Raw genomic sequence first — 18,134 nt, 5'->3', positions numbered from 1 at the left:
TATCGGCCTGGGAAGCCCTAATATATAGGTTTCTATTGTGAACTATATAGATATTTAAATAATCTATATAGATCTTATTTAATAGAAAGGTATTTATATTGTGGCCCATGCCAGGTGTTCCTTATATATCCCATTAATAAACATTTCAGTATATAAAGGTGTAATATAAACCTATGCAGTTTTCCACGCCAATACGTTTATATGGAGGGCTATTCAGATCCACATATATAAAATGCCAGAAAATACGAAAAAAAGATTTATATATGATTCAATTGATGAATTAGTTTATCATTGGTTTCCTCATTTGCGGGAATAAAAAATTTTGGGAATTTCTAGAAAAAAAGATTTATATATGGTATCTGCGGAAATATTATTGTTAGGGCTGTTGTCAGAACAGAGCGGTAGTATCTCCTGAGCTAGCCTAACAGGGGGATACACTGAACGATTGTGAATAATCTCACACGCATGGTAGAGGCGAAACTCGGGAGTAACGTATTTTACTCACCCTACCTAACATTTATATATGGTATCTTCGCGGAACTTAATTATGACTGAAGTAACAGGTAAACTATGGGTAACTTGCAATAGTTATCGAACAGTAGATGAAAATGACCTACCAATACCAGACAAATATACAGATGGATTAAAGGACTTTGAAGTTACACAACTATGTTGTGAAACCGCCAAAAAATTCCATGATGAATATAATAGAGAATTTCATTTTGCCATGTATGTATATCCTGATCTTTTGGACAAACCTAAAGATCAAGTCAAAATGATGCTCAGAGTAATATCAGGCGAATATGATGATGCGTCAGATATCCAAGTTGAAAAATGTCCATGGTGTCAGTGTCTACCTACACTACAGATAGTCAAAAATATCAATCGTATCAAAAAATGTGAGGAAAAAATTATTCCCGCAGAAACAAAACAAATCTGTAGTGTATCAGAAGTGGAAGAATAGATTTATATATCCCTTCCAATTCCTTATTTTTAATGTTTGAAAATAAAGACGCAAAAAAAGAACGCGACAACTACGAAGCAGAACAAGAAGAAAAGGAAAATGAATTGTCCCGCGAGGAAAAAATTCAACAATATCTTCAGGACAGAATCAACTTAATCCATAATATGACAAGGGATACACAAACACTTGTACCTGGCGTAAAATTATTGGTTGAAAAATATATTGATACCATCAAATCAGTGTCAATGGATAGGGATTCAGCTCAAATCTACTTTGAAAAAAAGGAAGATGTTCCATGCGACATATTCTGTGAGATTCAGAAACTAGGTCTGTTCGGCACAATTGAAGAAAATAATTATACAATACCTACACTTGCTGGATGGCAATCTATGGATATGCCATATACAGACTATAGAATAACCATAACCGCAAAATAGGTTTATATTACCTATCCTTTTTTATTATACTAGAGCCTTGATGGAGTAAATTCAACAAACTCCCCGATGAGAAATCTTCGGTAGCTCAAAAGGTAGAGCAAGGCGAGCTCTTGGGTAACGGGTGAAATGCCCGTTATCTAAAAATTTATATTACCATTTCCACAAAATAATTATGAGTAGATGAGGCTGAATAAAGGGTAAATAAGTCGCAAGTGTATAGCTAGCTGCTCATAAGATACACATCTAAACCCCACATTTATATTAGGTATTCCCGAAAGGAAATTGCTAGTTGGCCGATTCCTTGATCAAGATTGGTCACTCTTATGACAGCCCATTAGGTTCGAATGAGGGAAAATAGGAAGCCCATATCCTCTTTGCATACTAGTATGAGGGTTACTAGGCATTGAGGCAACCTTTCCTATTGATTTATATTACATTAATTCCCCCATTATTAATGATATGAAAAAAATACATTTTCATGATTTTGAATTTAAAGATAAAAAATCATCTTTTGAATCCGCATTTCAACAAATTATAATAGAACATAAAATGGAAGCAGAAATTGAAATGGTCTGCAAATGTGGAAAAACAAAGATTAAAAAAGTGTGTCTATCATTTAATTTATATGACTAAGGACTTTACCTGGCTTTGGAATCTTATTGGCTCCATAGAAGGTTCCGAAAGGAAAGCATCCTCGGCCTATGAAGGGACAATTCTCTTTGAAGCCCGCAATTCAGAGCGAATGAAGGCCTGGGAGAAAGTTATATATTGGGCAGTCCTCGAAGATAAAGATGTAGCATGACTGAAGAATATGACCGCTCAAAAGTTGATATATCAGATGATAATTGGGAATTAACTTGGGAAAATCTCAAATATATTCAAGATAGCGATTTAGGTTATGTGATATCTGACAGTCATATTAGAAAAATTTTATTTTATAAAAAAGTATTTGAAGGAATAAAAACATTTCTAGAAAATAATCCTGATAAAAGATGCGAAATAGAACAGATTTTATTATAGATAATTTCTGATTATGGTTGGAAAACATAACTTTATATTCCCAAACTTTTTTATTTTTAATGATGATCTTAGTGGTCACAGACTCGAAGTCGCAAAAAGCAACACTGTTGCCCGCAGAATATGAAAGCGTTTCTCAGTAACTCGTTTTTACTGCATTTGAGACTAACGAGGCAACCACTTCATCATCACCATGGTCAGGTAGCTTAGTATGGCAGAGCGACAAGCTGTTAACTTGTAAGACGGTTGTTCAAGTCAACCCTTGACCGCTTCATTTATATTTTAGATATTTTAATAATAATTTGTTCCTTGACATGACTTGATAAGAGCTCTATTAAGGGGAAATCTCAAGGAACATCATAATGAGAAGTTCGAATCTTCGTTACTCTCTTTGAGGGTTTAACCCGTGTGGTTTCGGGACATTATGAGTTTATGGCTTTGGTAGTGCAATAGGTCAAGCATACTGGTCTGTGAAGCCAGTGATCTCAGTTCAAGTCTGAGCTAAAGCCCTTAAAATATTTAGGCCAGGTAACGGTTTCCTGACAATCCCCGACATGATCTTTTTCTAGTTCACAAACATAGAACATACCTGTAGCCTTTACTCTACAAACACTTCCGCACTTAGGCAATTTTTAGGATTCCATTATTATAATAAAGATCGCCTTCATTAACATAGTCACTATAAATTTGAAGTTTTACATTTGCATTATGTTGAAATGCATGTTCATCAAAATATTTTGGTTTTGGTCTGGTACCAAATACAACTTCACTCATAATATCAAGAACTTTAATTCCATTATCAGCACATTCCGCACATTTATTAGCTAAATCATAAAAATATCCTTTTTTATTGCCAGGTGTACTAACTAGAATCAAATTGACCTACTCTCTATCAAATTATCATAACTAGAATCAGAATAAATTTCTAGTCTTGGAGAACTACCTAAATCCTTTCTTACTTGAACATAAAATGTATCAGAAGTAAATACCAAATTTCCATTAACATATGATAATAAATGTTCAACTGGAAGATCAACTATATGATTTTCATTATTTATTTTCAAATTTACACGATTACATCTTACATTACCCTTTGCAACCCATGTACTATCAGACGTATCTATTGTTATTGTAGGATTAGTATTAGGTTTATAAAATGATGTGAATGGTGTGCCAGGATCATTAAAATCAACAGTATAAGAACCTCCACTTACCCAATCATCTTCAAAATCTAAAGCAGTTAATTCAGAAAGAAATTGAGTTCCTAGTACACCGTCAGAATTATATCCTAACAATTTATTCCTCCTTTCGTAGTACTAGGTTTGTGAAACTAATGCTTCTATCTCTTCCCGAAGATTTTACTATATGTTGTGAAACTGTATACCAGCCTCTTTGCTCAAGTTTTCTAATTAACCAATTAATTTTAACTGGTGCTTTTGCTGGAATCATAATTCCTAATGCATTTTCAACCTGAGTATCTACTATCCAATACTGTTGTAGAGTAGAGCGTTTGTTCTCTTTTCTGGAAACTATGTCAGCGATAGTTCGCCTCAAGTCTCTCATGTATCTAGGCATAATTATAATAAAAAAAGAAAGGAAATATAAGTGTTTAGAGTCCCTTCAGACTTTCTAGTGCAGACTTTAGTTTGTTGATCTTCTTGCCAACAAATTCCAAGACTTTGATTACTGCATACTCATTTAGAGTATCTAATGCATGTTCTAAAATATGAACTACATCATCATCGTCAGCATTGAAGGTAGAATTGATATCTAAATCATATTCTCTAGCTTGGAAACTCAAGAATAATTCACCTTGTTCCCAACGATCAACAGTTTTTAGTTCTGCATCATAATCAATGAAAATCATATTTTCTGTACCTTCATCTTCACCACAATTACTTACATAATTTTGGTGCAGTTTTTCTCTGTCTGCCAATAATTTTTCTATATCCATGTATATACTTACCATTCATTTCACCTTCCTATCCCGCTCAACGTTCAGGTTTCCCCGAATAAATGCTGGATACAATTAAGATATTGGTGATATATTTAAATCTTTAAAATGGTAGCGAACGCTGGATTTCAACCAGACTTGAAGGGTATGAGCCTCCCGTGCTATGCGATTGTTACACTACACCGCTAATAATAGTAAATAATATTGTTATATATAAATGTTATTTTCTAAAAAATTTCTTGATTCGATTTATTAAACTAATATTATTACCATATAATTCGGCAATTTTTTTAAGATATTCATGAACTTGTTCATATGTAGGAGTTTCATTATTACCCTTTTCAAAAATGGTAATTTTTAATCCAGCAGTTTCACCAAATTCTTTATGTCCTTCATAAAATTTTGGATCAATAGTACCAGTATAAACAAAACTATATTTATCACTTAAATAAGAAAATAATAATTTACTTATTTCTTTAGCCATTTTATCATATTTATCATCTAAATCAGACATTTTATAATTCAACGTCCTTTCCGCATTTTAAACAAATAATAGAACCACGTTTATGTATGTCAGCTGTCATATTCCTAGCCAAATTAGTACTTCCACATTTGTCACATTTTGGAACTTTATTATTTGATATGGAAGGTTGATTTTTTATAACTGTAGCATTTTCCATACCTGGCGGAACTCCTAGTTTAGCTGTCATACTCATTTTTTAAACACCTTTAAAACTGTATAAAATCCATCACCTTTCGTAAAATCTGTTACTGTATAATCTTCAAGATCTCCGCCACTAATTCCTTCATATTTTATTTTCATTTTCTTTAATAATCTATAGACTGCTTCAATTACACTATGAGGCTCTAAATTATCCGCAACTTTGATAGTTACATCATGCATAAATTATTTAAGAAAATATCTAAAATATAAACCTATCTAAAATGGCCATTTGAAAGAATATTTTTGATCTTCAGATTCTTCGCCAGGATCATCCTCATCTGCAAAATCAATTTCAACATTACCAGAATCTTCAGGCTCATCACTTAATTTTGCAATTTTAACATCATCTTCTTGTTCGCGAGCAATTATGTCATTAACTGCACCTACATGAGACATTATTTCAAGAATATCTGATTTTTCAAGAACAACGTTTGGACACTCTTCGACCAATTGTTCTAAGTTACCTCGTAACCAATCCATAATTTTTAGGTAAATTTAATGTATATAAGAATTATGATTTAGTAGAAATTGGTGTTTTTGAACTATTTTTCTTAATTGAACATGCACAATTAGAAGAATATCCACATTTTTTACATAAAATTAGATATCCAAAAACTTCTAGACTTGGATCAACATCAGATACGGGAAATTTTTCTTCCCTAATCTGTTCTCGCTCTCCGCAAACTGGACATGGCATGATAAACGTTTATTAATACCCAAATATAAACTATTTCATGGCTGAAGCAACTACTCATGAGGATCTTTTGGCACTTCACGGAGATGAATGGTCTGATTTGTTCCTAAAATATTATTACAGTAATGATGAGGCTGAAAATTATCGTGCCAGGTGTATTCAAGGCCTAATTACGGGTAATACAATGGATTTCTAATCATTTTTATATAGTATTATTCTATATGAATTTCATATGGACTTGGATTGGACTATTGACAACATAATTTACTTTATTGTAACTGGAATTGGTGTAGCTGGGGGTGCAATTGCTAAAATTATTCATGCAAAACAGAAAAAACCACTAAAAACTTGCCCTAATTTGAAGATTATTGAAAATGATTTGAATAATCTTAAAGAAAGTGTAGAAAATTTTGAGGCAGAAATCAAAGAAGTTATTGAAAATGAGGTTGAACATGCTCATGAAGTTCATAAAATGTTATTTGATAAGGTTTCTGAAGTCTCAAGTAAAATAGATTATATGCGTGGTCAGGTAGATCAACATTTAAAAGATAATTAACTCCAATCGTACATTTCGCCTTTCTTTTTCTTATCAAATACTATCCAATCAACTATTACTCTCATAATTCTTTCATCCATTTCATTAAATGTACCACTAGTCCAGCTATCCAATTCTTCCGCCATTCCCCATTGAAACCATTTATGACTTAATTCATGACCAATAACATCTATAATCTTAGCAATTAATACTCCTTCTGGATTAGAATATTCATTATATTTTACTTCATTATAGATTTCATCCAAATTAATCTTAATTGAACCATCACAAGGTTCAAAATCAGCATAAGGAGCTCCTTTTTCGGATTTTAATGAAAATCTAATATAATCAACACCATCAGTCATTCCTTCAGTATTCTTGTATTTTTTACCATTTCTTAACCATTGTTCATATCCTGATAAAATAACCATGATCTTTAGACAGAGATACCTCTAATAAATATTCCCAAACGATTATCGTATGTGCGTAATGAAGTCTTTAAAGAACATACGTACATCATGATCAAAATATACGGTATAGATTTATATAGTAGATTTTTCTTCTTTTAGATAGTAGCGTATGCTAAGCTTTTTTCTATATTAATAATTACTATTTACCAGAAAGTTTTATATAGTCAAAAAATGTACGTATGTCACCTTGGAACAGCAATATGTACAGTGTAATAAATGTAAAGAATCAAAAATTATTGATGAATTTAGAATAATTAATACTAAATTTGCTGGATTTATGCCAGTACCAACATGTATTAAATGTGAAAATGAATCTGAAACTAAATACAAAGAGAGATATAGATTAGATACATGTAAAGCTAAAATAAAATTATTAAAAATAATGGGCGGAAAATGTGTTTGTTGTGGTTTAACTCAATGGTGGATACTTACAATTGATCATATTAAGCCAGTTAAAAAGGATAAAAGAATTGATTCTAGATCATTAATGTTTAAATTACTTAAAAATCCCGAAATGAGAAAAGATTTTCAAGTTATGTGTTATGGTTGCAATAATTCCAAAAATACAGGAGAAAAATGTAATTTTGATCATAATTTATGTTAGTGGTACTACTAGGTAGTACCTCCACGAAGTTTTAGTAGTACTAGAAACACTAATATATTGTATGATTAAAATAAAATCTATGTTCAATAGACCAAATCCAAACAATTTAAGACTCTATTGTTCTGATTGTAAAATGGAATCTGGTGTTCCAGTTGCAACTACTGATTTCTCCGCAAGTGTAGTTTGTGGAAATAGAGGTTGTAAAATGGCTTGGGATGGTGCTAGTGAAGAAAGGGAAAGGAGATTACATGAGGCCCAAATCTAGATTATCAGAACCAATTAAAAAATTGAGAAAAGCCATATCTCCTGATAGGTTTTCCAATATGATAATTTTAGGATTAAATATTACTGTGGATTCAATTCAATCTAAAAAAGATTTGATTAGAGTAATAGTATTTTTGAATAAGAGTTTGATAAATCGACAAAAAGATTTTGATAATTTAATCAAAGATACATTAGAGTATAAACAGAAACAGGATAAGATAAAGGCTCATATCATGGCTAATAGAGATAAATTTAATGATACTGAATTATTCAAGCTTCTTGACGAGTCGGACGCTTAAAATCTTTTAAATCTTTTTGCTTCATTTTATATGGAACTTCAATACCTTTTGGTGCTATATGGAATCTTCCACGATGATCTCTTTTTCCCCAATAATTATTAATTGCAACTTCCCAATCAACTTCAAACTTTTCAACAATTTCATTCTGTTGATTTAATATGTAAACTATTCCTATTCCCATAGCCTTTTATACAAGATACTTTTATTTAAAAAGTATGGAATTAACTGATTTACCTGGCGTTGGTGCAGTTACAGCTAAAAAACTGACTGATTTAGGTATACATGATGTGTTGTTTTTAACTACGTTCGCAGTCCCCGATTTGGCTGATGTAACTGGAATGGATTTAATTTCAGCTGAGAATTTAATGATAAAGGCAACTACCGCATTAAGAAAAGAGAATGAAATAAAACCAAGATTCCAGCGTGGCGGAGATGTTAAGAAAGATAGAGAAAATGTAGAATATATTGAAACTGGTTCTGATTCATTAAACAAGTTATTTGGCAAGGGATTAGAGGTTGATGCAACTACTGAAGTTTATGGAGAATTTGGTTCTGGTAAGACACAATTCAGTCATACTATGTGTGTAAGAGTTCAATTACCAAAAGATCAAGGTGGATTATCTGATGAGGATAAGCCCGCTAGAGTATTATACATTGATACAGAAAATACGTTTAGACCTGAAAGAATTACTACAATTGCGGAAAAAATTGGAATAGATCCAGATGAAGCATTGGATAATATCATTCATGCTAATGCAATTAATACGGCTGAATTAAAAATGATAGTCAATGAATCTGGTAAATTAATTGAGGAAGAAAATGTTAGATTATTGGTAATTGATAGTGCAACTGGCCTATTTAGAGGCGAATATATTGGTAGAGGTAAACTATCAGATAGACAAGGACAATTAAACAGATTCATTAATCTTGTATCCAGAATTACTGAGAGATATCATTGTGCTACAATTGTTACAAATCAGGTTATGAAAGATCCTAATGGAAATCCTTATGCTGATCCTACTAAACCAATTGGCGGGGATATATTCGCACATAACAGTACCTATAGAATTTACTTTAAGAAAGTAGGTAAGAATAGAATTGCTAGAATGGTAGATTCACCTGGCCATGGTGAAATTGAAGTTAATTTTGCTCTTAATGATCGTGGAGTAGTAGATGTAGAAGTTCGTGATGAGGACGCTGAAGTAGCCAAAAAAGAGGCTACAAAGAAGAAACGTGAAGAAACAAAGGCCAAGAAAGCTGCGGAAAAAGAGGAAGAATCTAAAATTGAAGATGAACAATAATTCTTTTATACTTGTTTTTTAACAATAAATTATGCATAATAGCCCCGAATTTAGATCTTTAGCAGTTAAACAAGCTAGAAAAATAATTACCAAACTTAATGAATCTTTAGAAAAGTATGAAAACTTAGATAAAGATACTATGTTGAAATATGAACAAACACCCGCTTATTGTATTCATGAATTAAGTGGTTTATCTGAATTATTAGGATAGATAGATTTATATATCATAACTCAACCTTTATATAGGGTATTTAATGGATATTAATCATGATTAAGTGTCCTGATTGTGATATTGAATTAGTTGAAACTACTCATACTAAAGGTCTTTATGAGTGTCCTAAAGAAAATGGAGGCTGTGAGGACGAATTTTTAGTGTCTTGAGCAAATCTTAAATAATTTGATATTTATTAAAAAATATGAAATTTTTGGATAATTTTTCAAAGACCTTTAATAAACTTAACCCAAACAATTATACTATAGCGGATAAAAAACACTATGAATATGTTGAGCATACTTTAGATGCTACACTTAAGGCTATGCAACCCGCACGCGGAACTGATAGTGATGATTACATAAGTTCTGGTGGAAGAGCCTCATTACCATTACCATATCTTGATACTCCAACTGGTTCCAAGGTTCCATTATGGAGATTACACCCACATAGAATGTTTGAGATGGCGGAGAATATTGGAGATCTTCGTGCAGTATATGAAACCATTCAAAGAGAAATGTTTAAGAATGGAATCAAAATAGAGGCTGATTTCAAATACAAGTGTCTTAATTGTCTTAAAACCTTCAAGGAAAAACCATTAAAAAATTATGTACCTATGGATAAGCTTGGTAAGACTCAGGATAAAGAGGAATTACAGTGTGATGAGTGTGATAATAATGATCCTGAAATGTTTGCAAAACCTGATCCTGATGGAAGATCAACATTACAAACTTTTATTTCTGAATATGTTAATACCAACGATCAATCATTAGTTGATGTAGCAAAACAATATGAACGTGATTTGGATATTATAGATTATGCGGTAACAGTTGTTACCAGAAAATATGCAATTGGTACACCTGATGGAACTAAATCCGTAAGAATGGTGCCAGGTGCAACTAAAAAAGCTAATATTAAAAAATCTGAAATTGATGAACTTATCCGTGTTCACCCTGTTCAACTTTCTATGATTGCCAATGATGAGGGAAAATTAGGTATTGGTGCTGACAATAATCCTAGATGGATTTGTCCAAATTATCAACATAGAGATAAATTATTAGAAAAACCATATTGTGATAAATGTGGCTGTGAGGCATTTACAGCTGTAATGGAAACAAACAGTGTACCATTTGGATTGCCTATTGCAAATCCTAGACGACAATATTATGCTAAACATGAAATTATTTGGACACCTGGCAAATATCACCCTGACTTGCTTTATGGTCTTAGTCCATTGGTTTCTATCTGGAAGAAAGTAATGTCATTATTCCATCAAGACGAATATATCTGGAAATATTTTGACAAAGAAAGACCTCCAAAATCAATTTTGGGTATAGGTTCTAGAAACTATGAAACTGTACAGTCATTTTATGATAGACAAAAACAAGGTGCTAGAGCAGATCCTTACATGCCAAGACCAATTTTACTTAATACACCAGATGTAGGTTCAGCATTACAATACATTGATTTGACTCCAAACTTTAAGGAATTGGAATTAACAGCATTAAGAACTGAAATGAGACAGATTATTTCATCTATTTACGGTGTTCAACCTGTATTTTATGGTGAGCAGACAAAGGCTGGAATTGGTAATGAATCATTACAAGTTACAATTACAAATAAGACTATCAAGGGTTATCAAAGAATCTTAAATGAAAAATTCTTCAGACCACTTTCAAAGATGTTAGGTGTTGAGGATTGGCATATTGAACTAATTGATTCTGAGGAAATTGACAAGTTAAGAGATCATCAAATTAAAGGTGCAGAATTACAAAATGCTCAAATGATGTATGCCATGGGATTTGATATATGGACTGATGGTAATGGTAATTTCCAATTTAGTCAGTTCCCAAATCCAGAACGTCAGATGATGATGGGTGGATTAGGTTCTAATGTTAGAGAGGGTGAAACTGGAAAAGTAAAAAGTACAAAGGCACCTGGCGAAAAATCAACTAATTTCGGTGGAGAACCATTAATGAACAGACCTTCTGATACTGGCGGTCAGGCTGGTGGAAGTCCTAGTGCTGGTCAATCATATAGTAATAAGGGTATTTCTGAAGCAAATTTGTTAGCAGCTAGAGAAGTTATGCAAAAAGGAGCTGTAAATGGATGGACTCTAACAACTATGGCCAAACGATTATCTGAAGATCATAATATTGAGAAAGGGGAAGCGTTAAATATCATTAAATTCTTGATAATGAATGTATGAGTAAGAAAATTATATTTTTACAAGCTATAGATATGGATCATGAACAAATGAAAATATTATCTCAAATTTTACATGATAGAGTTAGTGAATATTCATTTATTTTAACTGATAAAGAAATAAAACCAGTAGATAAAGATGAAATATTGAGGGTTTTACAAAATGAGCCATAGACCAGATTATGTACCAGATGGGACTACTGGCGAAGGTGCTATAGCAAAAGAAGGTTATTTTGAAAGAGAAAAGAAAAAGACTGATGTAGGCAAGAAGTTACACCAATTAATTCAGGCCGATGAACAAAAGAAAATTAACAAGCATGGTGAAGGTGTATGTTATGGCTGTATGAGAAAAGATTACATTATTTCATCATTATTTTATTGTTGTTCTAGATGTATGGAAAAACGCGGAACTGAGGCGTTATACACAATTGTATATCATAAACCTAGTGAGGAAATATGTGATTTCTGTGGCAAATGGCAAAAACCATTTGATACGTATCAGATTAATGCTTCATTATGTACTCAACATTGTTGGCCTAAAATGGAGAGATTTCATAGAGAATATCGTGAAGCTGGCGGAAAATCTCAGAATCCATTGGAAAAGAAACATAGAAGAAAATATGGTAAGGATTATAAAATTTTAAGAACTAGTGGTGCTAGACCAGCTGGAATTTAATAGTGGTACCTATAGGGACTAGTAGTACCACTAGTCAGACCAATGATTACCACGATTGCCAGGATAATAATCTAACATTATATGAACTGTCTGGTTTGGATGATCAAATATCCATTCACCTTTTGCTTTCATTTTCTTTAATGGTTTAGATGTAAAATATGATCTTCCTTTGATTCCTTTGATAAATATTGGTTTAGACCATGGCCATATTCTGCCAGGTTTGAAAATTTTAATACAATTGTCTTTAGGATCATAAATTACGTCAGATTGGGTATCAATAAAACGAGGTTCTTTGTCAAATTGCATTTTTGCAATTGATTTGATTCCTTGATGAAGATGTAGATATCTTTTGTTTACATTGACATTATGATCTTCCATTTTCATATCTGTCTCAAACCAGAATGAATTTTCTTCAGTAATTGCTATTCGTTTTATTGGATAATGATTTTCGGGGTAATGATGAGTTGTTGGATACATACGCTTGTATTTGTAAATATTATCATAAACATGAAAATCCATATTTTTTCTAATATAAGAACTGGTATATATAAGATTCCGTATACACTTAAATATAGGGTTTAGTTGTAGAAGATTATGTCCAATGATACATTTGGCGGTGCTTCAAAAACCGATATTGCACTTGCAACTACAATAGGTGTATTCCTGTTGTTAGGTTCAATTACAGGTTTCGGTTTTTATCAATGTTACACTGATTCGACTATAGCTTGTCCAGCTATGGGACAGGATCACTTTGATAGAGCATTTGATTTGATTCTATACCTAGGTATGGCGGGAGCGATACTGATAGGTCTTAGACTCAGACAAAATGGTAATAACGTAATTCCGCCTTCAATAGTAATTAATAATGCTTCAGGTGGAATAGTTAATACTTCAGATCTGACAAAACCTGGCTAGAAATAGTCAAACCATTATCTTTTTATACTTTTTTTGCAAAATTTTATATATGCCTGAATTTGGGAATTTTACTAATTTTGTTACTAAAGGTGTAGAAACCGAGGAAAAGGATGATCGTAGAATTATTAAAGGTCATATCACTGTTGAGGTTGTAGATAAACAGGATGAATTTGTAGCTGTAAGTGAAGTTACTGATGTAATTAAAAGTTATTTTGATGTATTCCCAGCAATCAATGATTGGCACTCTAATAGAATGGTAGGTAAGGCTTTATCATACAAGAAATCTGAAATTGATGGACACCCTTCAGTCTATATCGAAGCTGAAATTTTTAAGAAAAAAGGTGTTGAACTTTATGATAATGTTTGGGATAAAATTGTAAAAGGTGAATATGCTGGTTTTTCAATGGGTGGAGCTTCAAAAGTTCGTGAGCCAATTGTAAAAGGCGGAAAACTTGTAATGAATTTAAAAGCATTGGAACTATATGAAATATCAGTATGTCCAATGCCAATTAATCAGTTAGCAGTTATTGATTATGTTAATGAATTTGCCAAGGCTTCTAATTTGGGAGTTATGGAGAATGGCGGAAAACAAAGAATCCAATGTTCGGGAGTTAATTGTGAATTTGAAAAAGCAGAAGTAGAAAAGAAAGAGATTGAAAAAAGTGATGGTAATATAAGTGATTCGGAGAAAGATAACAATCTTTATATAGATAAATCCGAAACGAATATTAATAACATGACTAACGACAATTCTGACAAACCTATTGAAAAATCTGAAAATTCTACTAATTCTGTAGATCATAGCTCAGAAATTTCTTTACTTAGTACTCTCGTTAAAGGCCATGAAAACAAACTTGATTCTATTGAGTCTGTTTTGAAAGGTATTAATGAAAAACTCGAAAAAGCCGAGGATGCAAATCCTGTAGAACATGGTGCAACTAAAGAAGAAAAACCAGCTGTAACTGATAGTTCAGATGTTGGTGCAAAAACTGAAGCTGCTCCTGACGAGGCTAAAACTTACGCTCCAACTGGTGACGCACAAGGTGGAACATCTGATACCGTAAAGGATCAGAAACCAGATGATGCAGTTGCTAAAGCTGAAGATGATAAGAAAGAGGATGAAAAGGATGATAAGAAAGACGATGTAGCTAAATCTGAGGATAAGAAAGACGATAAAGATGAGAAGAAAGATATGGAAAAAGCCATTACTGGTGAAGCCAAATCTGACGGTTTTGAATATACAGTACTTAAAGCAGTAAGACCAAAAGGTATTTATCCTGAAACACCAAAAGGAGCACCAACAGGAGCTCAAGTTCTTGATGCCATCAACAAAGGATGGGGTGGAAAACATACCAATTATGAACAATCCTTCATTGAGGGTTGGAATAGATTACTGAAAGGTGAGTTAGGCACAGGTCTACCTCAAGGAGGTTTCTAAAATGACAACTTTCTTAGGTTTACAAACACTTGATGAACTAACTAATTACTACTACGGTAGAACACCTGATGAAATTATGAAAGCTGGTTATACAACTGGTGATGCTGGTGCATATAACCCAATTTTCGGAGCTATCGCTTGGGCAAACTTCAACCTTGAAGCAAACCTCTTCGCAGCTCTTCCAAAGTTCGTATGGGACTACTCTGGTGCTCGTATCTTTACAGCAAAAGGTGATACTTTAACTGATAAAGGTTCTAGCAATAACACCGCAAAAGGTGGTAACGTTGAAGGTGGATTAATTCCAGATTCAGTTAAACCAACCATTGAGGAAGTACAGTTCAAACCAAAGACTCTAGTTTATCCGTTCGAAGTTTCCGAACTTCATGAACATTTAGTAGAAGGTTCTAGAGACGACCTATTCGGTTCTCTAGCACATCAAAGAATCTATGCAGCTGATCAATTTAAAGAGAATCTAAACAACATGCTTACATTAGATCCAGCAGTCCTCGCAAACGAAGCAGCTGATGATCTTACACTCTTAGACTTGGAATCAATTCCTAGAATTGTTTCTAATGATGCTGAAGAGGATGCAGTAGCACTCGGATGGAACGATGCTTTCGATCCATGGAGAGGTACAGCAAGTATTGATAGAGACTCTGCAACTACATACGACTCTACCGTTAATTCAGCTGGTGCTTCATTAACTACTTCTGACGTAATTACAAACAGTACATTTACTGATACCCTTAGTGATATCAGAATTGCTGGTGGTAAAGAACCAAATCTTTTGGTTGGAGGTCAGGATACTTATAGTGAAGTTCAAAAAGCATACTTTAACGCAGTTCGTATTCAAAATGCTTCAGAAGCAAGATCCGAGTTTAACGTAAGTGTTAATGGTATTAACACATTTGACGGCCAAGGCGTAGGACTCCATATCTCAACTGTTTATGGATTACCATTTATCCCAACAAAGGATTCACCTGGCTCAACTAGTACCAACGCTGGTGACTTGTTCATCTTAAACACTTCAGCCGATAAAATGGCACCAAACAAGCCACTCTTAGGACTTCAAGTATTGAAACCAATTCTTTATTATGAAGCAAGTAAGAGACAGCAAGGATGGCCATTCATCGTTGATTCATTCGTTGACCGTGCTTTGTATGAAATGCTAGCCGAAACAACTTGTCGCAACTTTAAAGCACAAGGAAAGGTTATCAACATTCTCAAAGGAAACTAGATTTCCAAAATCTTTTATTTTTATTTTTTATTTTATCTAGTGTAAACTATACAAAAATTTATTCGGGAAATTTTGATAAAACTTAAATAGTAATTTCTTTTGTAGATAAACATGGCAGACTTAACTACTTCTGTAGCAATTAACTCGACATGGAATAATCTCAATGACGATGTTAGTTTAGCAGTAAAACCTAACGCAGCTAGTAGAGAACGTGAAGCAATTGTCGATGTAACTTTCGATGATGGTGATTACGCAGTTGATGGCCCAATTGTAGACTTTTCAGCAATTAGAAAATTCAAGAAAATAATTTCTTGTGAAATTTTACATTGTTCAGTAGGTGCTATGATTCAATATGTGCCTGGTGCTGGTGATGATGCAGCTTTAGGAAAATTGAAAGTTTACGGATTAACCGCACATAGCCATGACTTAAATGTAACTGGTGGAGGTACTATTGTAACTGATGGTAACTTGGGTATTGATTCCAGTGATAATTTAGTTAAAGTCGAGGCTGGAAATGTAACTCTTAATGTAGGTGCAAATAGCGGTATTCAAAATAGTGCAGTAGCATTGTTTTCTGAATTACCTGTGGCTTCAACCCTTATGGATGGAGCAACTTGTAGAGTAAGAATCCGTGGTAACTAAACATAATATTTTTATACCAAACTTTTTTATTATTTTTATTGAGTGAGACTTATTATTCTAGAAATAAAGATAAAATAGATAAAAAACATAAAGAATATTATGAGAAAAATAAAGAAAAAATAAGAGAATATCAAAGAAATTATGTAAAAAGAAATAAAAATAAGATTAATAAACAAATAAATGAAAAAATTAAAGAAAAGAAGATTTTAGTTTTTAATCATTATACTAATGGAAAAAACCAATGTCAATGTTGTGGAGAGAATGAATTTTTATTTCTATCAATTGATCATATTGATAATAATGGTGCTGAGCATAGGCGTGAAATAGGTAAAGGATATAGTATATATTTTTGGTTAGTTGAGAATGATTTTCCAGAAGGATTTCAAGTTTATTGTATGAATTGTAATTGGGGTAAGGCTAGAAATGGAGGTATTTGTCCTCATAATAATAAATAAATACCACGATTTTTTATATTAAACATTATGGCTTTAGTAGAAAAATCTATTTCGGGAAAAATTGCTCAAGATTTTCATAGAACAGGTTATGATGAGGCAGATACTTTAACTACTTCATGGGCTAACAAAGTTGTAATTAAGAATAAAGATTTTAGAAATTTAGGATTTACAATTAGAATAGATGGCGGAGCCATTGATGGTGATTATAGAGTTTATGGTACATACAAACCAAATGCTGATACAGATGTTTCTGGTGATGAATGGCAAGAAGAAACTGCTAGTACAGCGTTAACTAGAGATGTTAATGTTAGTGCAGTTATTACAAAGCCATATGATACTATTATTATACAAGCCAAGGCTGATTCAGATACCCCTGCATTTAAGTATTGGTACCGTGGAATGAACTGATAAAGTTTAAAAGTTTCTAATTTAAGTTTATATATGGTTCGTAGTCCTGAATATTGTTCTGTAGGTAATATTGCCGATTGGTTTAGAATTGATATCAATGCAAATACTGATCCTAATACTACCATGGTTGAGGAATTTATCATGGATAACGAGGATAAAATTGACAGGGAAACTGGTCATTCATGGTTGACTAAAAAAGTGTATACTGCTGAAGTTCATAATGTTTCAGACATTTATGATTATGGTCATGGTATGTATATTCCGTTAAAACATAGACAATTGAAACCTTGGGATGAATCAGAAGGTGACTTGTTTGAAATTTGGAATGGAATAGAATGGACTCCACAAACTGTTACTGGTAATAATCTTGTACATTTTGAGGAATCAAAAGGATTATTATACATTAGAGGATTTATTTATACAATTTTAAGAAAGAACAGATTTAGAGTAACTTACAGATATGGCGGAACTAAAGAGGTTGTTGATGGACAGCCTATTCCTAGAGATATTAAAAAATGTTGCAAGTTAATGACTTGTATTGATATGTTAACAACTGATTTTAAAATGTCTGAAATTTCCTATGGTGGAATGGGTAATGTAGCTAAGAAAGATATTATTGAAATATGGCAAAAGGAGATTGACAAGATTATATGGAATTATTCTGAGATTCAAGTAGTGATGTAG

33 protein-coding genes are annotated in these 18,134 nt (G+C 32.7%); 21 read left to right on the top strand and 12 right to left on the bottom strand.

What is annotated here, in order from left to right; all coding sequences use genetic code 11:
• Positions 1–547 precede the first annotated feature (547 nt).
• From ACQY22_RS00545 to ACQY22_RS00530, 4 genes are all read left to right on the top strand, one after another.
• Positions 548–964 (top strand): hypothetical protein, encoded by a 417-nt coding sequence (locus ACQY22_RS00545; protein ID WP_428323706.1) that lies wholly within the window; start codon positions 548–550, stop codon positions 962–964.
• Positions 965–996: 32 nt separating this feature from the next.
• Complete coding sequence (locus ACQY22_RS00540; protein ID WP_428323705.1) at positions 997–1,401, top strand: hypothetical protein; 405 nt, start codon at positions 997–999, stop codon at positions 1,399–1,401.
• A 562-nt stretch (positions 1,402–1,963) separates the two neighbouring features.
• Positions 1,964–2,203: a hypothetical protein gene (locus ACQY22_RS00535; RefSeq protein ID WP_428323704.1), complete on the top strand. Its 240-nt coding sequence runs from the start codon at positions 1,964–1,966 to the stop codon at positions 2,201–2,203.
• Positions 2,200–2,421 (top strand): hypothetical protein, encoded by a 222-nt coding sequence (locus ACQY22_RS00530; RefSeq protein WP_428323703.1) that lies wholly within the window; start codon positions 2,200–2,202, stop codon positions 2,419–2,421. Before ACQY22_RS00535 ends, ACQY22_RS00530 begins: the two co-directional genes overlap by 4 nt.
• Positions 2,422–3,039: 618 nt before the next feature.
• On the opposite strand, the gene ACQY22_RS00525 is transcribed toward ACQY22_RS00530, so the two are convergent.
• The 9 genes from ACQY22_RS00525 to ACQY22_RS00485 all read right to left on the bottom strand — a co-directional run bounded on the left by ACQY22_RS00525 (position 3,040) and on the right by ACQY22_RS00485 (position 5,793).
• Entirely contained in the window at positions 3,040–3,294 is a 255-nt protein-coding gene (locus tag ACQY22_RS00525) for a hypothetical protein (RefSeq protein ID WP_428323702.1), read from the bottom strand.
• Positions 3,291–3,713: a hypothetical protein gene (locus ACQY22_RS00520; protein WP_428323701.1), complete on the bottom strand. Its 423-nt coding sequence runs from the start codon at positions 3,711–3,713 to the stop codon at positions 3,291–3,293. Before ACQY22_RS00520 ends, ACQY22_RS00525 begins: the two co-directional genes overlap by 4 nt.
• Before the next feature lies 1 nt (position 3,714).
• Complete coding sequence (locus ACQY22_RS00515) at positions 3,715–3,993, bottom strand: hypothetical protein (protein WP_428323700.1); 279 nt, start codon at positions 3,991–3,993, stop codon at positions 3,715–3,717.
• Positions 3,994–4,027: 34 nt separating this feature from the next.
• Positions 4,028–4,387: a hypothetical protein gene (locus ACQY22_RS00510; protein ID WP_428323699.1), complete on the bottom strand. Its 360-nt coding sequence runs from the start codon at positions 4,385–4,387 to the stop codon at positions 4,028–4,030.
• A 205-nt stretch (positions 4,388–4,592) separates the two neighbouring features.
• Positions 4,593–4,886 carry a hypothetical protein gene (locus ACQY22_RS00505; protein ID WP_428323698.1) on the bottom strand — a complete coding sequence of 98 codons (294 nt, stop codon included), beginning with the start codon at positions 4,884–4,886 and terminating at the stop codon, positions 4,593–4,595.
• 1 nt (position 4,887) lies between these two features.
• Positions 4,888–5,082: a hypothetical protein gene (locus ACQY22_RS00500; RefSeq protein WP_428323697.1), complete on the bottom strand. Its 195-nt coding sequence runs from the start codon at positions 5,080–5,082 to the stop codon at positions 4,888–4,890.
• A 2-nt stretch (positions 5,083–5,084) separates the two neighbouring features.
• Positions 5,085–5,276 (bottom strand): hypothetical protein, encoded by a 192-nt coding sequence (locus ACQY22_RS00495; RefSeq protein ID WP_428323696.1) that lies wholly within the window; start codon positions 5,274–5,276, stop codon positions 5,085–5,087.
• Between the two features lie 36 nt (positions 5,277–5,312).
• Positions 5,313–5,576 (bottom strand): hypothetical protein, encoded by a 264-nt coding sequence (locus ACQY22_RS00490; protein WP_428323695.1) that lies wholly within the window; start codon positions 5,574–5,576, stop codon positions 5,313–5,315.
• Between the two features lie 31 nt (positions 5,577–5,607).
• Entirely contained in the window at positions 5,608–5,793 is a 186-nt protein-coding gene (locus ACQY22_RS00485; RefSeq protein WP_428323694.1) for a hypothetical protein, read from the bottom strand.
• Positions 5,794–5,830: 37 nt separating this feature from the next.
• Here ACQY22_RS00485 and ACQY22_RS00480 point away from each other — a divergent pair, with 37 nt between their 5' ends.
• Positions 5,831–5,986 carry a hypothetical protein gene (locus ACQY22_RS00480; protein WP_428323693.1) on the top strand — a complete coding sequence of 52 codons (156 nt, stop codon included), beginning with the start codon at positions 5,831–5,833 and terminating at the stop codon, positions 5,984–5,986.
• Positions 5,987–6,022: 36 nt separating this feature from the next.
• Complete coding sequence (locus ACQY22_RS00475; RefSeq protein WP_428323692.1) at positions 6,023–6,346, top strand: hypothetical protein; 324 nt, start codon at positions 6,023–6,025, stop codon at positions 6,344–6,346.
• Here ACQY22_RS00475 and ACQY22_RS00470 read toward each other — a convergent pair.
• A complete protein-coding gene (locus ACQY22_RS00470; RefSeq protein WP_428323691.1) occupies positions 6,343–6,756 on the bottom strand; it encodes a hypothetical protein in 414 nt (137 codons plus the stop codon). The two genes, ACQY22_RS00475 and ACQY22_RS00470, sit on opposite strands and share 4 nt — an antisense overlap.
• Before the next feature lie 226 nt (positions 6,757–6,982).
• Here ACQY22_RS00470 and ACQY22_RS00465 point away from each other — a divergent pair, with 226 nt between their 5' ends.
• From ACQY22_RS00465 to ACQY22_RS00455, 3 genes are all read left to right on the top strand, one after another.
• Positions 6,983–7,399: a hypothetical protein gene (locus tag ACQY22_RS00465; RefSeq protein ID WP_428323690.1), complete on the top strand. Its 417-nt coding sequence runs from the start codon at positions 6,983–6,985 to the stop codon at positions 7,397–7,399.
• Between the two features lie 61 nt (positions 7,400–7,460).
• Positions 7,461–7,664 carry a hypothetical protein gene (locus tag ACQY22_RS00460; protein ID WP_428323689.1) on the top strand — a complete coding sequence of 68 codons (204 nt, stop codon included), beginning with the start codon at positions 7,461–7,463 and terminating at the stop codon, positions 7,662–7,664.
• Positions 7,648–7,962 (top strand): hypothetical protein, encoded by a 315-nt coding sequence (locus ACQY22_RS00455; protein ID WP_428323688.1) that lies wholly within the window; start codon positions 7,648–7,650, stop codon positions 7,960–7,962. Before ACQY22_RS00460 ends, ACQY22_RS00455 begins: the two co-directional genes overlap by 17 nt.
• Here ACQY22_RS00455 and ACQY22_RS00450 read toward each other — a convergent pair.
• On the bottom strand, positions 7,934–8,143 hold the full coding sequence (locus ACQY22_RS00450) for a hypothetical protein (RefSeq protein ID WP_428323687.1): 210 nt from the start codon (positions 8,141–8,143) through the stop codon (positions 7,934–7,936). The genes ACQY22_RS00455 and ACQY22_RS00450 overlap by 29 nt on opposite strands.
• Positions 8,144–8,177: 34 nt before the next feature.
• Here ACQY22_RS00450 and radA point away from each other — a divergent pair, with 34 nt between their 5' ends.
• The 5 genes from radA (at position 8,178) to ACQY22_RS00425 (ending at position 12,355) form a co-directional block, all read left to right on the top strand.
• Positions 8,178–9,263: a DNA repair and recombination protein RadA gene (gene radA, locus ACQY22_RS00445; RefSeq protein ID WP_428323686.1), complete on the top strand. Its 1,086-nt coding sequence runs from the start codon at positions 8,178–8,180 to the stop codon at positions 9,261–9,263.
• Between the two features lie 31 nt (positions 9,264–9,294).
• Positions 9,295–9,474 (top strand): hypothetical protein, encoded by a 180-nt coding sequence (locus ACQY22_RS00440; RefSeq protein ID WP_428323685.1) that lies wholly within the window; start codon positions 9,295–9,297, stop codon positions 9,472–9,474.
• Positions 9,475–9,679: 205 nt separating this feature from the next.
• Positions 9,680–11,683, top strand: coding sequence for a hypothetical protein (locus ACQY22_RS00435; protein WP_428323684.1), 2,004 nt, complete (start codon positions 9,680–9,682; stop codon positions 11,681–11,683).
• Positions 11,680–11,853, top strand: coding sequence for a hypothetical protein (locus tag ACQY22_RS00430; RefSeq protein WP_428323683.1), 174 nt, complete (start codon positions 11,680–11,682; stop codon positions 11,851–11,853). Before ACQY22_RS00435 ends, ACQY22_RS00430 begins: the two co-directional genes overlap by 4 nt.
• Positions 11,843–12,355 (top strand): hypothetical protein, encoded by a 513-nt coding sequence (locus tag ACQY22_RS00425; RefSeq protein ID WP_428323682.1) that lies wholly within the window; start codon positions 11,843–11,845, stop codon positions 12,353–12,355. The genes ACQY22_RS00430 and ACQY22_RS00425 overlap by 11 nt, the downstream gene beginning before the upstream one ends.
• Positions 12,356–12,385: 30 nt before the next feature.
• Here the strand turns inward: ACQY22_RS00425 and ACQY22_RS00420 are convergent, their stop codons facing one another.
• On the bottom strand, positions 12,386–12,874 hold the full coding sequence (locus ACQY22_RS00420; RefSeq protein WP_428323681.1) for a hypothetical protein: 489 nt from the start codon (positions 12,872–12,874) through the stop codon (positions 12,386–12,388).
• Between the two features lie 75 nt (positions 12,875–12,949).
• On the opposite strand from ACQY22_RS00420, the gene ACQY22_RS00415 reads away from it, so the two are divergent.
• The 7 genes from ACQY22_RS00415 to ACQY22_RS00385 all read left to right on the top strand — a co-directional run bounded on the left by ACQY22_RS00415 (position 12,950) and on the right by ACQY22_RS00385 (position 18,134).
• Positions 12,950–13,270 carry a hypothetical protein gene (locus tag ACQY22_RS00415; RefSeq protein ID WP_428323680.1) on the top strand — a complete coding sequence of 107 codons (321 nt, stop codon included), beginning with the start codon at positions 12,950–12,952 and terminating at the stop codon, positions 13,268–13,270.
• A 49-nt stretch (positions 13,271–13,319) separates the two neighbouring features.
• Complete coding sequence (locus ACQY22_RS00410; RefSeq protein WP_428323679.1) at positions 13,320–14,708, top strand: hypothetical protein; 1,389 nt, start codon at positions 13,320–13,322, stop codon at positions 14,706–14,708.
• Between the two features lies 1 nt (position 14,709).
• Positions 14,710–15,945: a hypothetical protein gene (locus ACQY22_RS00405; protein ID WP_428323678.1), complete on the top strand. Its 1,236-nt coding sequence runs from the start codon at positions 14,710–14,712 to the stop codon at positions 15,943–15,945.
• 111 nt (positions 15,946–16,056) lie between these two features.
• The gene (locus tag ACQY22_RS00400; RefSeq protein WP_428323677.1) at positions 16,057–16,587 is read left to right on the top strand and encodes a hypothetical protein; all 531 of its coding nucleotides are present in this window, start codon (positions 16,057–16,059) and stop codon (positions 16,585–16,587) included.
• 38 nt (positions 16,588–16,625) lie between these two features.
• Entirely contained in the window at positions 16,626–17,042 is a 417-nt protein-coding gene (locus ACQY22_RS00395; protein ID WP_428323676.1) for a hypothetical protein, read from the top strand.
• Between the two features lie 27 nt (positions 17,043–17,069).
• Positions 17,070–17,450 carry a hypothetical protein gene (locus ACQY22_RS00390; protein WP_428323675.1) on the top strand — a complete coding sequence of 127 codons (381 nt, stop codon included), beginning with the start codon at positions 17,070–17,072 and terminating at the stop codon, positions 17,448–17,450.
• A 33-nt stretch (positions 17,451–17,483) separates the two neighbouring features.
• On the top strand, positions 17,484–18,134 hold the full coding sequence (locus ACQY22_RS00385) for a hypothetical protein (RefSeq protein ID WP_428323674.1): 651 nt from the start codon (positions 17,484–17,486) through the stop codon (positions 18,132–18,134).

Source organism: Candidatus Nitrosopumilus sp., assembly GCF_965263415.1.
Taxonomy (GTDB): domain Archaea; phylum Thermoproteota; class Nitrososphaeria; order Nitrososphaerales; family Nitrosopumilaceae; genus Nitrosopumilus.
Note: the sequence above shows the minus strand (reverse complement) of the source record. Positions and strands in the feature narration are given on the sequence as shown.